Below are 14,726 nucleotides of genomic sequence, written 5' to 3'. Positions count from 1 at the left end.
CGGTGGTCGGTAGTGGCGCTGCTCGACGTCGGCGTCATGTTCGTCGCGGTCGCGGTCGCCGGCGCGCTCGCGAACCGCCTCGGACAGTCCGTGATCCCCGCCTATATCCTCGTCGGGATGCTGCTCGGCGAGTTCGTCCTCGGCCGGCTCTCGCTCCCCGCCGTCGGAACCGTCCACGTCCCCGAGACGGAGTTCATCTCGCTCGGCGCGGAGCTGGGGATCGTCTTCCTGCTGTTCTTTCTCGGGCTGGAGTTCAACCTCGACCGGCTGTTCGCTCGGGGGCGTCAGATCGGGACCGCGGGCACGATCGACCTAGCGAACTTCGGGGTCGGGCTCGTCCTCGGCTGGCTCGTCTTCGGCGCGTTCCTCCCGGCGTTCCTGGTCGCGGGCATCGTCTACATCTCCTCGTCGGCGGTGATCACGAAGTCGCTCATCGACCTCGGCTGGATCGCCAACGACGAGGCGGAGCCGCTGCTCGGCACTCTGGTGTACGAGGACCTGTTCATCGCGGTGTACCTCTCGGTCGCGTCCGCCTTGGTTCTCGGCGGCGGCGATGTCGCGACCGCCGCGGTCGACGTGGGGATCGCGCTCGCGTTCATCGCCGGGCTGCTCGGGGTTGTCCGGTTCGGCGGTCCGCTGTTCGAGCGGCTGGTCGCGACCGACAACCGGGAGTTCGTGGCGCTGCGCGCCGTGGCCGCGGTCGTGTTCGTCGCCGGCGCGGCGCTCGCGCTCGGCGTCAGCGAAGCGGTCGCGGCGTTCTTCGTCGGGATGGCGTTCTCCGCGACGGAGCGGGTCCACACGGTCGAGACGGTCCTCGAACCGGTCCGGGACGTGTTCGCCGCGGTGTTCTTCTTCTGGATCGGGCTCGTCACGGACCCGGCACTGTTCGCCGATGTCGCGGCGCTCGTCGCGCTCGCCGTCGTCGTGACCGCGCCGTCGAAGCTCGTCACCGGCTACCTCGCGGGGCGCGCGTTCGACCTCGACGTCCGCCGGTCGACGCGGGTGGGACTCGGGATGACCACCCGCGGCGAGTTCTCGCTGATCATCGCGACTGTCGCGGTCACCGGCGCGAACGCGGGGACGTTCGACCCGGCGCTCGCGGGGACGATCAACGCGTTCGCGGTCGGCTACGTCCTCGTGATGGCGGTGCTGGGCACGACGCTGATGAGCTACTCCGCGCCGTTCGAGTCGATCGCGACCGCGTGGCTGGACCGCGACGGAGCGGACGGCAGTGGGGCGAGTGGATAGGATTTCGGCGCAGCGGGCGTTTATTTATAAACAGTCGGCTCTGTTGAAACACTGTTCTTCAGATACGTTTTCGCCTGAAACAGCCGATCGCTGAAGAGTGCGAACGTATCGGCTATTCTCCGCTACGGCTGCGCTCGTGGACGTAGCTGAAAATCAGGCTGAGTGGGACGGCTATCCAGATCGTCCACACGACCACTGTCAAGACGGTAAGGGGGTACAGCTCGAAGAACGCTCCGAGGAACTCGGTGAGCGAGGTCGGCGGGTCGGCCCCCACGTACGGGTTCAAAACCTCGTAGCCGTACACCGGAGCCAGTAGCAACCACACGGCAGTCCCGGCGAGGTAGTTCCCGACGACCGTGACCAGCGCTGCGACGGCCCTGTAGTACGGGACACTTGACGACAGGAAGCGCCACGTGAGCGCCCCGACCACGAATCCCGTGGCGAGGTACACCGGGATCGCAGACAGAACCACCCCTGCGGAAGCCGCCGTACCCGAAACCAGCGTACTCACCGGAGCAAACACGATTCCACCGGCGAGGACACCGGCCGCCATACTGTAGCCAGCCCCCACGTCTTGTCGGTCTCCGAGCGGCAACCGTGACGGTCCGTATCGACCGTACAGCCGCACAACTCGGTCCAGCCTGGCTACCATGACACTCACCCCCTGATAAATCGTATCTGAACGTACTTCGTTCCGCCGGCTGGACAGTGGCTCGCTGTCCATCTCCTTACCTGGGGCAGCCTCGACTCCGGGATAGACCAGATACACAGGTAGAACAGTCTACTCGCCGAATAATCGAATACAGCTCAGTCGACATATTTCGACTCTGTACTGAGCGAGACCGGGCGAGTATATGTTATCTGTCGAGGATTTCAACAGAGCCAAATAGCCGATTTCAAACCGGTGGCGAACACCTCCAAAGCCCCAGCCGCTTACTTATAAACAGTCGATTGCTGATCGACCGATGACACCACCAAAGTCCCGGTCGCTCGTTTATAAACAACTGACTGTGGATCGACAGCGAACACTTCTAAAGCCCCGGTCGTGAGGGCGGCGTACGCTCGCTGCGCTCCTCACTCGGTCGCTCACTTCGTTCGCTCCCTCGTTTCGGTGCTTACGTCGTCTACGCCGCCCTCACAACTGCCCCTTTGAGTCCCAGCCCGACCGCAACCGCCCCGCACCTCACGCCTCCCCAGCCTCGTCGGCCTCCCTCTGGTCGGCCGACTCCCTCGCGCGTGCTGGCTCGCGGCCTATCGACCGCTCGCAGGCGCGCGCCGATCGCCAATTTATAGACGTCCCTCCTCGTCTCAGCTGCTGTTTATAAATAGGTTCGGCGCGCTCGACGCCTACTCGGTCGCGACCGGGCCGCGGCCGACGACGTCCTCGACCGCCTGGACGAAGTCGCTCCGGCTCTCGAAGAGGGGGACCTCGCTCTCCGCGAGCACCTCGTCGAGTTCTCGGGGGCCGTCCGGCGTCCGGAGTTCGGCGTCGCCCTCCTGTTCGCGGACGTCGCTGCGCGTCGCGGGCCAGGTGAGCCGCGACGCGACGCGGGCGACCGGCTCGCCGGCCACGTCCGGCCCGTCGCCGAGTTCGACGGCCGGCTCCGCTCCCGCCTCCTCGTCTTCGTCCGCATCGGTGTCGCTCATGCCCCGCGGTTCCGCTTGGGCGACACTAATGGTTTCGATGCCGGTCGGGCCGCGGGGGGACGGTCCGCGCGTTCGGTCCGCCGGGTGAAATACACCGAAATAATTCGGTGATACTGTTATGTTATCCGGCCGTAATTTCCGGTTGGGGGAATAGCACACGACTCCCGAATCTGCGATTCGACGCTCGCAGCGCCTGTCGCTGCGCTTTTCCGACGCGTTCTCCCTGACGACGAGGTGTTCCGCCGCCGGCAGCCGGGACACCCTCGCCCGTCACTCCCAGCCGCGGTCGGTCCGGTTCAACCGCTCGCAGCCGTCCTCGGTGACGACCACGAGGTCCTCGATCCGGCAGCCGAACCGTCCGTCGAGATAGATCCCGGGCTCGACGGAACACACCATTCCCGGCTCCAACTGGCGGTCGTTTCCGGCGACGAGATACGGCTCCTCGTGGACGTCCAAGCCCACACCGTGGCCCGTCCGGTGGACGAACGCGTCGCCGTACCCGGCCGCCTCGATCACCTCCCGCGCCGCGCGGTCGACGGCGGACGCGGGGACGCCGGGCACGACCGCCTCGACCGCGGCCGCCTGCGCCTCGCGCACGACCTCGTGGACCTCGGCGTACGCCTCGTCTGGCTCCTCGCCGAAGACGAGGGTCCGCGTTTGGTCGGACGGGTAGCCGTCGACGCGCGTCCCGAAGTCGAGGACGACCGGCTCGCCCGCGCCTATCTCCCGGTCGCCGTGGCCGTGGTGGGGTTTCGCGCCGTTCTCGCCCGCCGCGACGACCGTCTCGAAGCTGACGCCGCGGCCCCCGCGCTCGGCGAGTCGGTCCGCGATCCACTCGGCGAGCGCGGCCTCCGTCATGCCCACCGCGTCCGGGCCCAGTTCCCGGAGGTCGCCGACGACCGCGTCCGCGACCCCCGCGGCCTTCCGCAGCGCCGCCACCTCGGCCTCGTCCTTCCGGACCCGGAGGTCGGCGAGCGCCTCGCTCGCAAGCCCCCACGTCGCGTCGGGGGCCGCCGCCCGGAGGTCCTGCGAGAACCGCGCCCACATGGTGTCATCGACGAGGAGCCGCCCGCCGTCGAGCCCCCGGTCCGCGAGCAGCTCGCGCGTCGCCGCGACCGGGTCCTCGCCGTCGGCCCACGTCCGGACCTCACTGACGGTCGTCGCCTCGCGGACCTGCGTCTCGTACAGCGCCGGCACGAGCAGCGCCGGCTCCGGGTCGGCGGCGCCCGCCGCCGGCACGACGAGGAAGAAGTGTCGCTCGCCCGGCTCCTCGGCGAAGCCGGTGAGGTATTCGAGGTTGCGGCTCGGGAACGCGACCAGTCCGGCCGCGTCGACCGCGTCCAACCGGCGCGCGGTCCGCCCGCGTCGTCGCTCGTGCGGGCGGGTCGACCTCTCCGCTCCCGCCCCGCCCGCGTGTGCGTCGTCGGTCACGCGCCGACGTTCGGACTCGGTATATAAGTAGGGTGGCGTTGACGGGGCAGCAAGCGGCGCATAACTACTGGTGAGCGGTTGTTACGTAATACCATGTCGACCGAGAACGCGGCGACGTTCGACTGCCCCGAGTGCGACGTGAGCGCGCCCTCGACGTCGGTCCCGTACGACTCGCTCGGCTACGTCGTCTGCCCGGTGTGCGGCTACGCGGCCACGCCGGAGCGGTCGTCGAGCGCGGACCGCTCGCCGAGCGCGGGCGACTGACTCGCGGGGACACAGGCCTCGAAGTCGGGAGGCACCCGCGCGACCGCCTCGGAACCGCACCGCTTTAGCCGCGGGGCGCGTCGGGTCCGATATGGGCTGGTCGCTGGAGCGCGACGACGGCACGGTCACCGAGTGGGAGCGATCGGACGGGTACGCGACCGTCAGGCTCCGGGAACGAACCGACGGGGAGTTCGTCGTCCGCCTCGACGTGATGGAGCAGGCGGCCGACGACTCCGCCTACGAGCGGGAGCGGTTCGACGACCGCGATGCCGCCGAGGAGCGCGCGGTGGCGTGGCGCGACGCCCGCGATCTCGACGACTGACGCTGGCCACTCCGACAACCGAGCGCGGTTCGCCTGCTCTCCAACTTACTCGATGTCGACTTCCTCGTCGAGAAACACCTGACACTCGACGGTCCGGCCCTCGGGGTCCTCGGCGAAACACTGGTAGATGTCGTACGTCTCGTTCTCACGCGGCGGCGTCACGACCGCGTCGCCGAGCCGCTCGCTCGCGGCGTCGACCGCGTCACGGTCTGGGTAGACGAACGTGAGGATGCCGCAGTTGTCGACCTCGTCGCGCTCGCAGAACCCGAACAGGAAGCCGCCGAACGCCAGGATCGTACAGTCGGGCTGTTCGACCCGCACCGTCGCGCCCAGTCGCTCGCGGTAGAACTCGACGACCGCCTCGCGCCGCTCCGTCGCGTGGAAGACGATTCCGGTCACGTCGGCCCGCTCGCGCGGCGAGCACTTTATCGCTCCGGGTGGGTCGGCGCGTCGAACCCGCCCCGGACGAGTGGCTTCGCGACGTGTCGGCGCGCGCTCGGCGGGACCTCGTACCAGCCGGCCTCGAGGTCGCGCTCGATCGGCTCCGCGACCTTCCCCGGCGCCTCAGTCCCGCAGTCGCGGCACCGGTACCCCTGATCGCTCCCGGCCGACGACATCGAGCGACCGCAGTCCGGGCAGGTCGGCACCGCGGGCGCGGTCCGGACGAGGTCGCGGACGGCGAACTTCTCCAGCTTCAGGGTGCTCGCCGGCTCGTCCGCGTTGTCCCGGACCTCGTGCTCGCCGCAGAGCGTGACCCGGTCGCCGGGGCGGAGCGCCCGGACGCGGTCGCGGAACCGGCCCGTCGGGGCGAACGCGACGGCGCGGAGGCGGTCGGCGTCGGTCTCACCGTCCGACTCCACTCCGGCGGCGTCGCTCGCGACGTCGACGTGGACGTGGCCACCCCGCTTCGTCTCCGGCGCGCTCGCCACCGCGCCGGCGACCCGATAGCCCGCGCCGTCGCGGAGGTCGCCGATCCGGCTGGGTGCGAGGTGGGCGTCGGTGCCCTGGTTCGTCAGGAACGTCGCGGCCCGCTCGGTCGGCTCGCCGTCGACGGCGGCCGCCACCGCTCGACACGCGGCCGCGTCGTCCCCCCGGATCCCGTAGAGGATCGGGCCGGGCGCGTTCGGCACGCAGACGGTCTTCCCCGTGCCGCGGTCGACCGTGTCCCACACCGCCGGATACCCCTCGTCGGCGGCGGCGAAGACGCTCTCGGCGTCGACCTCGCGGGGCGTCCCGCAGCGGTCGAGTTCGCGGTAGGTGATGCGCTCGAACGTCCAGTCGTCGAACGCGGCCGGCGCGCCGACCGCGGCGAGCGCGCCGATCCGCCCCCGGCCAGCGACCGCGTCCGATTCGCCCGCGCCGCCCGCCGACCCGACCGCGACGTGTCGGAACCCGTGTTCGTCGGCCAGCCCGACGGCCTCGGCGACCGAGAGCCGCTCGCGGAGCGCGCGCCGCGCGAACGCGGCCACCGCGTCGGGGATCGGCGTTCCGGTCGGATCGAAGGGGTCGCCGGCGACGTCGAGGTCCGCGACCACTACGCCGGGCGAGGTACGCGGGTCCGCGGCCGCGGCGAACGCTTCGACCGCCTCCGCCGCGACCGACGCGGCCGACTCCGCGTCCGTCCCGGTGACGTGGAGCGCGACCGCGGCGTTCCCGCGTGTCTTGTGTTTCACGGCCGGATTGAGGCGGACGAGCAGCCGGCGCCGGACCCGAGCCCCGGCGTCAGCGAGGCGCTCCGCGATCTGCGTCGCCACGTAGGTCGTACACATCCCGCGCTCGCGGGAGTCGGTGTCGTCGACGGCGACGATCGGCATGTCGCGACGTTCGCGTCGCCGAGGCAAGCCCCTTTCGAGGCCGGTCGAGGCTGCTCCGGGCCGGCTGAGGCGATACAGCGACCGCTCGGGTATATAACCGTTTCCCGCCGCGGGAGGAAGAAATCGCCCGCGGGCGGTGGGTTCGCCGGCGAACGGGCGACACAACGCATATATACGGCGAGACGCTTGTTCCGGCTATGTCCCGGACTGCGCTCATCGGGAACGTCACCGCGATGCTGGAGGACGCAGGGTTCCTCGTCAGCGACCGGTGTGCGGTCCGGCCCAAGAGCTTCGACGTGGCGGCCCGCCGTAACGAGGACCTCCTCCTCCTCCTGAAGATCCTCGGCAACGTCGACGCGCTCGACGCGGAGACCGGCGCGGAGATGCGTCGGCTCGGCGAGTACCTCAGGGGGACGCCGATGGTGATCGGGATCCGGACCCGCGACGAGGAACTGAAGCCCGGCGTCGTCTACTTCCGACACGGCGTCCCGGTGATCAACCCGGACACCGCCTACGACCTCTTCGTCGAGGGGATGCCGCCGCTCATCTATGCCGCCCCGGGCGGGCTGTACGTCAGCCTCGACGGCGACCTCCTCGCCGACGAGCGCGAGGAGCGCGGCTGGTCGCTCGGCCGGCTCGCGAACGAGCTGGGCGTCTCCCGGCGCACCGTCTCGAAGTACGAGGACGGGATGAACGCCTCCATCGAGGTGGCGATCCAGCTGGAGGAGCTGTTCGACCAGCCGTTCTCCAGCCCGGTCGACGTGCTCGACGGCGCGGACGAGGTCCGCGACTCGGAGCCGACGCCGTCGGCCCCCGAGGCCGACCCGGACGACGAGCACGTCCTCCACGTGCTGACGAGCGCCGGGTTCACGGTCCACCCGACCGCCCGCGCCCCGTTCAAGGCCGTCTCCGAGGACGAGGACAGCCCCGAGACGCGCGTGCTCACCGGCCACTCCGCGTTCACGGCCGCGGCCGAGAAGCGCGCCCGGATCATGTCCTCCATCGGCGAGGTCGCCCGGACCCGATCGGTGTACTTCACCGAGGAGAAGGAGAAGCGCGAATCGGTCGACGGCACCGCCTTGGTCTCCTGCGAGGAACTCGCCGACGTCACCGACCCCGAGCAGATCCGCGAGCTGATCCGCGACCGGGCCCGCGCTCCCTCGGAGGCCTGACGAGCCGCCGCGCTCCGCTCAGCGACCGAGTAGCCGACTGAAAAATCCGCCGTCGCCCTCTTCCTCCTCCTCGTCAGCGGACGACGCGTCGGCGTCGTCTGTCGCCTCTCTGCCGGCGTCGCCGTCCGGCTCGTCCTCGTCCGATAGCACGGTGTTCATCGTCCCGGTGTCGTCGTCGCGGAACGGGATGCTCCCCGCGAGTTCACCGTCGATGTCGTCCGCCGCCGGGTCGGCGCTCGTGGTCCCCTCGCCGTCCGCCTCTCCGCGCTCGGTGGCCGCCTCGCGTGCCGTCTCGTCCGCGTCGGGAATCGCGTCCGGCTCCTCCTCCGTCTCGGCCTCGGGGCCGGTGGCCTCGAGCTCGGCGGCCGCCCTCCCTCCAGCCATGGACTCGTCACCGGCGTCGGTTCCGCCGGCCTCGTCGTCGCTCGCCGCATCGCCGACGGCCTCGCGAGTCGGCTCGTCGTTCTCGACGGGCTCTTTCGGGTCGCCGCGGGCGTCGCGTGTTTCCCCGCCGGTATCGTCGCCCACGTCTCCGTCCGCGCCGTCGTCACCGCCTTCCTCCGTATCGTCGCCCACGTCTCCCTCCGCGTCGTCGCTCACCTTTTCGTCCGCGTCGCCGTCCGGCGGTTCGCTCTCGCTCGCGACGATGATGTCGTCGCCGTCGCCCGGCTCGGCCACGCCGCTCGCGTCGGGGTCCGCGACGATGATGTCTTCGTCCGACTCGGGCTCCGTGCCCTCGTCTTGGTCCGCCTCGGCCTCGGCGGCCGCGTCCCCATCCGTTTCCCCGGCAGCGTCCCGCTCGCTCACCTCGCTCGGGCCGCCGTCGTCCGCGTCGTCCGCCGCCGGTCCGTCGTCGACGATCACGGCGTCGTCGTCCGTCGCGGTCGGCTCGCCGTCGCCCTCCGCGTCGTCCGCCCCGGCTCCGCTCGCGGCGTCGGCCGCGGACCCGTCGAGTCCCGCCCCCTCCACCTCGGCGCCGGTCAGCGCTCGGGTCAGGTCGCGGTAGGCCCGCGTCGCCGGCGCGTCGGGCGCGGCCTCCGGCAGGGACCGGCCCGCCGCCGCGGCCCGGGCCACGGCCTCGTCTTCGGGGATCCGTCCGAGGACGGAAGCGTCGAGCAGCGCCGTGACGACCTCGTCGGCGTCGGCCGTCACGCGGGTGATCGCGGCGCCCGCGACCGTCCCGCCGAGTCGCTCCGTCAACTGCCGCGTCTTCTCGGTGTCGCCGAGGGCGCTCCGCTCCGGCGTCGAGACGAGCAGCGTCTCGTCGGCGATCGCGAGCGGGAGCGTGGAGTCGTGCGACAGTCCCGCGCCCGCATCGACGAACACGTAGTCGGCGCCGTCGAACGCCTCGACGACCCCGCGGAGCCTGGAGGGGTCCGCGGCCGCGTACGCGTCGAGGTCGGCCGCCCCCGGCACGACCCGCAGCCCGGACGGCCCCTCCCGGACCGCCGCCGCCGGGTCCGCGTCGCCGGCGAGTACATCGTGAATCGTGATCTCGCCGGGCGTCACCCCGACAGCGTCCGCGAGGTTCGCCATGCCGAGGTCGGCGTCGATCGCGACGACGTCGGCGCCCGAGTCCGCCAGCACCGTCGCCAGCGCGGCGGTCGTGGTGGTCTTCCCGACGCCACCCTTCGCCGACGCGACCGCATACACCGTTGCCATACGGTGACGGTCCGGCGACTGCTACTTAAATGTAGGCGGCGGCGCGCGACTGCGGCCGACGCGTTCGGCTCGAAGTACCGCCGAATCGCCTCGGAATCCGGTCGCACCCCCGCGGGCTTTCGCAAACACCTTATACGTCGCTTCTAGAGTTTCAGGCGATTAGTAGCATGGCGAGACCAGAGGTGCTCGAATCCATCAAGCAGGCCGAACGGGAGGCGGACGAGATCGTCGCGGAAGCGGAGTCCGACGCCGAAGAGCGCCTCGCCGAGGCTCGAGAGCGCGCGGACGAGATCCGCGCCGAGGCCGAGGAGGAGGCGGAGTCCGAGGCCCAAGAGCGGCTCGACACGGCCCGAGCGGAGATCGAGGAGCGGCGCGAGGAGATCCTCGAGTCGGGGCGTGCCGACCGCGACGAGCTCGAACGCGAGGCCCGCGACCGCGTGGAATCGGCCGTCGACTACGCCGTCGAGCGGTTCGAGGCGGCGGTTCACGAGCAGGCCGAGGAGGCGGTGGATGCTCAGGCCTGAGCAGATGAGCCGGGTGTCGGTGACGGGCTCGAAGCGCGTCATCGACGACGTCATCGAGGCGGCGTACGCCCACCACTCCCTGCACGTCACCGACTACGACGACCGGTACGAGGGGTTCGACCCCGGAACGTCGCTCGACGGGGCCGAGACCGTCAACGAGCGGCTCGTGACGGTTCGGTCGCTGGAGAGCATCCTCGACGTCGACGAGGACGACGCCGAGGTCGCGCGGTCGCTTGACGACGACGAGCTCGAAGCCGAGCTCGACCGCGTCCGCGACCGCGTCAACGAGCTCAACGACCGGCGCGACGAACTACAGGGCGCGATCCGCGACCGACAGGAGGAGATCGACCGGATGGAGCCGTTCGCGGAGCTCGGGATCGACCTGGACTACCTGCGCGGCTACGACTCGGTCGAGGTCGTCGTCGGCGAGGCGAAACCCGCCGCCGTCGAGGCGGCGCTCGGGGACGCCGAGACGGTCGACGCCTTCGACGTGTTCGTCGGCGGCGACGTGCTCGCCATCGTCGCGAGGCCGACCGACGGCGACGCGGAGGGCGTCGTTCAGGACGCGCTCGTCGGCGTCGACATCGCGCTGCTCGACGTGCCGGACGCCGACGCGAGCCCGGAGGAGTACGTCGCGGAGCTGGAGGCCGAGCAGGCCGACCTCCGCGACGAGCTCGACGGCGTCGAAGCCGAGCTCGACTCGGTGAAGGAGGAGGCCGCGGGCTTCCTGCTGCGCGCCGAGGAGAAGCTCACGATCGAGGCCGAAAAGAAGGAGGCGCCGCTCTCGTTCGCGACCACCGAGAACGCGTTCGTCGCGGAGGGGTGGGTGCCGACCGAGTCGTACCCGGACTTCGAGGCGGCGGTCGTCGACGCGGTCGGCGACCACGTCGAGGTCGAGGAGCTCGAACGCGCCTCGTTCACCCCCGACGGCGACCACCACTCCGAGCCGGTCGACAGGAGTGGCGGCACCGAGTCGCCGTCGGCCGACGACGGCAGCGCGTCCGCCGAAACGGAAGCGGCGGTCGCTACCGACGGCGGCCACGCGGCGCACGGCACCGACGACCCGCCGGTCGTCCAGGATAACGGGAGCGCGGCCGGCCCCTTCGAACTGCTCGTCCAGGCGTTCGGGCGGCCGAAGTACTCCGAGTTCGACCCGACGCTGCTCGTGTTCCTCACGTTCCCGGCGATGTTCGGGTTCATGATCGGCGACGTGGGGTACGGCGTCCTGTACGCCGCCATCGGGTTCTTCATGTACTCCCGGTTCGACGGCGCGTTCCGCGAACTCGGCTCCGTCGCGATGTGGGCGGGCGGCTTCACGATACTGTTCGGGATCTACTTCGGCATCGACCTGTTCGGCTACCACGCCTACCAGCTGCTGCCGGGCGATGTCCACTGGCCCGTCGCCGGGAAGGGGCTCTCGCCGGCCGACCTCGACTGGGGGCTCTCGTTCCTTGTCGTCAGCGTGGTGTTCGGTATCGTTCACCTCAACATCGGCCACGTGCTCTCGTTCGTGAGCACGCTCCAGCAGCACGACGTGAAGCACGCGCTCTACGAGGCCGGCTCGTGGCTACTGATCCTCAACGGCGCGTGGATCTGGATCTTCAGCCAGCACGTCCCCGGCCCGAAGCCCGACTTCCTGTTCGAGTCGGTGTCGCTCCTCACGTTCGGCACGGTCTCGTTCAGCGGCTTCCCGGTCGTCGTCGGTATCGCCGGCGCCGTCGCCGCGGGTCTTGGGCTCGTCCTGCTCGGGATCGGCGAGCCGCCGGAGCTCGCGGAGTTCCTCTCGCCCATCGTCAACGTCATCTCGTACGCCCGGATCATGGCCGTCCTGCTCGCGAAGGGCGGGATGGCGCTCGCGGTCAACCTGCTCGCGTTCGGTGCGTACATCGACAAGGGGGGCGAGGGGAGCTTCCACTTCATCTTCTCCGCGGAGCACCTCCATCACGTCCAGGAGACGCCGAGCGAGGAGCTGGTCTTCGCGGGGATCACCACCGCGTTTGACCCCGCCTCGATCGGTCTCGTGGGCATCGTCGCCCTCGTGGGCGGCATCGTCGTGGCGCTCGTCGGCCACCTCGTCGTCCTGCTGCTCGGCGTCACGTCCGCCGGCATCCAGGCGGTCCGCCTCGAGTACGTGGAGTTCTTCGGGAACTTCTACGAGGGCGGCGGGCGGGCGTACCTCCCGTTCGGCCGCGACCGGAAGTACACCCGCGACGACTGACGGTCGACCCGACCGTCCGTCGTCCGCCGGTCTCGCCGCTTCGCAGCCGGTTGAAACGCGACGGTTCCGTCGGGTTTCGACGCGATAGCGTCCGCTCTCGCCTCCGTTCTTCCGTCTTCTGTCCGGTCGTTTTGGGAAGCTTTATGACTCCTCTGGGGGCAAATAGCAACCGTTCGGAGACGAGCAACCGCAACTACTACCAATGCTTGAAGCTACCAACGAACTCGGGAACCTCGTACTGTCGACTGGTGGAACGCTGACTGACCCCAACGCCGCGGCGGCGCTGGCCGTCGGGCTCGCGGCGCTGGGCGCGGGCTACGCGGAGCGCGGTATCGGGTCGGCCGCCGTCGGGGCGATGGCCGAGGACGACGACCTCTTCGTCAACGGGCTCATCCTGACCGTCCTTCCCGAGACGATCGTCATCCTCGCACTTGTCGTCGTCTTCATCGTCTAAGCGGTACTTCCTTCCACACCAATGAGTTTGGAAACCGTCGTTGAGGACGTCGAAGATGAGGCCCGCGCGCGTGCGGAGGAGATCCGCGAACAGGCCGAGGCGGAGGCCGACGAGATCGTCGCCGAGGCGGAGGCCGACGCGGAGCGCATCCGCGAGGAGCGGCTCGCCGAGGTCGAAGACCAGATCGACCAGGAGCGCGAACAGACGCTCTCCTCGGCGAAGCTCGAGGCCAAACAGGAGCGGCTCGGCGCTCGACGTGACGTCTTGGAGGACGTCCACGACGACGTCGAAGCGGCCATCGCCGCCCTCGACGGCGACGATCGCCGCGAGCTCACCGAGGCCTTACTCGACGCGAGCCTCGCGGAGTTCGACGACGACGAGGCCGTCGCCGTCTACACCCGCGCCGAGGACGTCGACCTGCTCGAAGACCTCGTCGCGGACCGCAACGCCGAGGTCGACGGCGAGGTCGACTGCCTCGGCGGCGTCGTCGCGGAGAGCGACACCTCCCGCGTTCGCGTGAACAACACGTTCGACTCGGTCCTGGAGGCAGTCTGGGACGACGAGTTGAAGAACATCTCGGAGCGGCTGTTCGACCAATGAGCGCCGCCGGCAGCCCGAACCCCGAGTACGTCGTCGCGCGGGTTCGTGCCCGCCGCGGCAGCCTCTACGGGGACGAGGAGTACCGCAAGCTCACCCGGATGGGCCCGGCCGAGATCGCCCGGTTCATGGAGGAGTCGAGCTACGGCGAGGAGATCAACGCGCTCGGTAGCCGCCACGGCGGCGTGGACCTGATCGAGTACGCGCTGAACCGGAACCTCGCCGAGCAGTTCGACGCCATCCTCGACTGGAGCGAGGGGTCGCTGTACGACCTGATCGCCCGGTACCTCCGGAAGTTCGACGCCTGGAACGTGAAGACGGTCATCCGCGGCGTCTACACCGACGCGGAGCAGTCGGCCGTCGAGGTCGACCTGATCCGCGCCGGCGAGTTCGACGACCGCCGGATCCGTCGCCTGCTTGAGGCGGACTCGATCGACGGCGTGATCGAGGTCCTCGAAGACACGATCTACGGGGAGCCGCTGCGGGAGGCGTACGCCGAGTTCGAGGAGACGGACGTGCTGGTGCCCTTAGAGAACGCGGTCGACCGCGCGTTCTACGAGCGGCTCCTCTCCGGGCTCGGCGGCGACGAGCCGACCCGGCAGTACGAGTCGTTCCTGGTGGCGGAGGTCGACTTCCGGAACGCGACGAACGCGCTCCGGCTCGCCCGCTCGGGCGCCGACATCGACCCCGCCGCGTACTTCATCGAGGGGGGCGACCTGTTCACCCGCTCGTCGCTCGCGCGGCTGGCGCAGAACCTCGACGAACTGGTCGAGTACATCGGCGACAGCCAGTACGGCGAGGAGCTCGGGCCCGCGCTGCGCGAGCTCGAGGAGGCGGACAGCCTCATCGCGTTCGAACACGCGATCGACGGCGCGCTGCTGGCGTACGGCGACCGGCTCGGCACGATCCACCCGGTGTCGGTCACCCCGGTCATCTCGTACATCCTCGCGAAGGAGCGCGAGACGGAGAACATCCGGGCGATCGCCCGCGGCAAGGAGGCCGGCCTCTCGGCCGACGAGATCGAATCGGAGCTGGTGATAACATGAGCCAGGAGATAGCGGTCGTCGGCAGCCCGGAGTTCACGACCGGATTCCGCCTCGCCGGCGTTCGGGCGTTCGAGAACGTGCCGGACGACGAGAAGGACGAGAAGCTCGACGACGCCGTCGAGCGGACGCTCGACGACGAGGGCGTCGGCATCATCGTGATGCACGACGACGACCTCGACCACCTCTCGCGGGGGACCCGCGAGGCGGTCGAGGGCAGCATCGAACCGGTCCTCGTGACGCTCGGCGGCTCCGGCGCCGGGAGCGGCGGGCTGCGCGACCAGATCAAACGCGCCATCGGCATCGACCTGATGGAGGAAGACGACTAAT

The 14,726-nt window shown here is 70.0% G+C and carries 16 protein-coding genes; 10 read left to right on the top strand and 6 right to left on the bottom strand.

All coding sequences use genetic code 11. From position 1 onward, the window contains the following. The first annotated feature begins 12 nt into the window (after positions 1-12). On the top strand, positions 13-1,248 hold the full coding sequence (locus tag EXE47_RS02030) for a cation:proton antiporter (protein WP_137707964.1): 1,236 nt from the start codon (positions 13-15) through the stop codon (positions 1,246-1,248). 112 nt (positions 1,249-1,360) lie between these two features. Here EXE47_RS02030 and EXE47_RS02025 read toward each other — a convergent pair whose 3' ends face one another. The 3 genes from EXE47_RS02025 to EXE47_RS02015 form a co-directional block, all read right to left on the bottom strand. Next, positions 1,361-1,819, bottom strand: a complete 459-nt coding sequence (locus EXE47_RS02025; protein WP_233125214.1) for a hypothetical protein — start codon at positions 1,817-1,819, stop codon at positions 1,361-1,363. A 776-nt stretch (positions 1,820-2,595) separates the two neighbouring features. After that, positions 2,596-2,895, bottom strand: coding sequence for a DUF5789 family protein (locus tag EXE47_RS02020; protein WP_137707963.1), 300 nt, complete (start codon positions 2,893-2,895; stop codon positions 2,596-2,598). 270 nt (positions 2,896-3,165) lie between these two features. Next, positions 3,166-4,326: an aminopeptidase P family protein gene (locus tag EXE47_RS02015; RefSeq protein ID WP_137691979.1), complete on the bottom strand. Its 1,161-nt coding sequence runs from the start codon at positions 4,324-4,326 to the stop codon at positions 3,166-3,168. 93 nt (positions 4,327-4,419) lie between these two features. Here EXE47_RS02015 and EXE47_RS18610 point away from each other — a divergent pair, with 93 nt between their 5' ends. Next, the gene (locus tag EXE47_RS18610) at positions 4,420-4,590 is read left to right on the top strand and encodes a hypothetical protein (RefSeq protein ID WP_167373102.1); all 171 of its coding nucleotides are present in this window, start codon (positions 4,420-4,422) and stop codon (positions 4,588-4,590) included. Between the two features lie 91 nt (positions 4,591-4,681). Continuing rightward, on the top strand, positions 4,682-4,912 hold the full coding sequence (locus tag EXE47_RS02010; RefSeq protein ID WP_049931774.1) for a hypothetical protein: 231 nt from the start codon (positions 4,682-4,684) through the stop codon (positions 4,910-4,912). A 45-nt stretch (positions 4,913-4,957) separates the two neighbouring features. On the opposite strand, the gene EXE47_RS02005 is transcribed toward EXE47_RS02010, so the two are convergent. Both EXE47_RS02005 and EXE47_RS02000 read right to left on the bottom strand, forming a co-directional pair. Next, complete coding sequence (locus EXE47_RS02005) at positions 4,958-5,311, bottom strand: VOC family protein (RefSeq protein WP_094519944.1); 354 nt, start codon at positions 5,309-5,311, stop codon at positions 4,958-4,960. Between the two features lie 26 nt (positions 5,312-5,337). Then, positions 5,338-6,726: a tRNA(Ile)(2)-agmatinylcytidine synthase gene (locus EXE47_RS02000; RefSeq protein WP_094495450.1), complete on the bottom strand. Its 1,389-nt coding sequence runs from the start codon at positions 6,724-6,726 to the stop codon at positions 5,338-5,340. Positions 6,727-6,923: 197 nt separating this feature from the next. On the opposite strand from EXE47_RS02000, the gene EXE47_RS01995 reads away from it, so the two are divergent. After that, positions 6,924-7,898, top strand: coding sequence for a transcriptional regulator (locus tag EXE47_RS01995; RefSeq protein WP_137707962.1), 975 nt, complete (start codon positions 6,924-6,926; stop codon positions 7,896-7,898). A gap of 18 nt (positions 7,899-7,916) precedes the next feature. On the opposite strand, the gene EXE47_RS01990 is transcribed toward EXE47_RS01995, so the two are convergent. Continuing rightward, a complete protein-coding gene (locus tag EXE47_RS01990) occupies positions 7,917-9,560 on the bottom strand; it encodes a P-loop NTPase (RefSeq protein ID WP_137707961.1) in 1,644 nt (547 codons plus the stop codon). Positions 9,561-9,727: 167 nt separating this feature from the next. Between EXE47_RS01990 and ahaH the strand changes: the two genes are divergently transcribed. From ahaH to EXE47_RS01960, 6 genes are all read left to right on the top strand, one after another. Beyond that, positions 9,728-10,084 carry an ATP synthase archaeal subunit H gene (ahaH, locus tag EXE47_RS01985; RefSeq protein ID WP_049931783.1) on the top strand — a complete coding sequence of 119 codons (357 nt, stop codon included), beginning with the start codon at positions 9,728-9,730 and terminating at the stop codon, positions 10,082-10,084. Positions 10,085-10,088: 4 nt separating this feature from the next. Next, entirely contained in the window at positions 10,089-12,302 is a 2,214-nt protein-coding gene (locus tag EXE47_RS01980) for a V-type ATP synthase subunit I (protein ID WP_089308874.1), read from the top strand. Positions 12,303-12,504: 202 nt separating this feature from the next. Then, positions 12,505-12,756, top strand: coding sequence for an ATP synthase subunit K (locus EXE47_RS01975; RefSeq protein ID WP_049931785.1), 252 nt, complete (start codon positions 12,505-12,507; stop codon positions 12,754-12,756). 21 nt (positions 12,757-12,777) lie between these two features. Next, positions 12,778-13,356: a V-type ATP synthase subunit E gene (locus EXE47_RS01970; protein ID WP_049931787.1), complete on the top strand. Its 579-nt coding sequence runs from the start codon at positions 12,778-12,780 to the stop codon at positions 13,354-13,356. Next, positions 13,353-14,399 (top strand): V-type ATP synthase subunit C, encoded by a 1,047-nt coding sequence (locus EXE47_RS01965; protein ID WP_049931788.1) that lies wholly within the window; start codon positions 13,353-13,355, stop codon positions 14,397-14,399. The genes EXE47_RS01970 and EXE47_RS01965 overlap by 4 nt, the downstream gene beginning before the upstream one ends. Continuing rightward, positions 14,396-14,725: a V-type ATP synthase subunit F gene (locus EXE47_RS01960; protein ID WP_006629423.1), complete on the top strand. Its 330-nt coding sequence runs from the start codon at positions 14,396-14,398 to the stop codon at positions 14,723-14,725. Before EXE47_RS01965 ends, EXE47_RS01960 begins: the two co-directional genes overlap by 4 nt. Position 14,726 lies beyond the last annotated feature (1 nt).

The organism is Halorubrum sp. GN12_10-3_MGM, assembly GCF_005435235.1.
Taxonomy (GTDB): Archaea; Halobacteriota; Halobacteria; order Halobacteriales; family Haloferacaceae; genus Halorubrum; species Halorubrum ezzemoulense.
The sequence above is the reverse complement of the archived record's forward strand: the minus strand, read 5'-3'. Positions and strand labels throughout refer to the sequence as shown.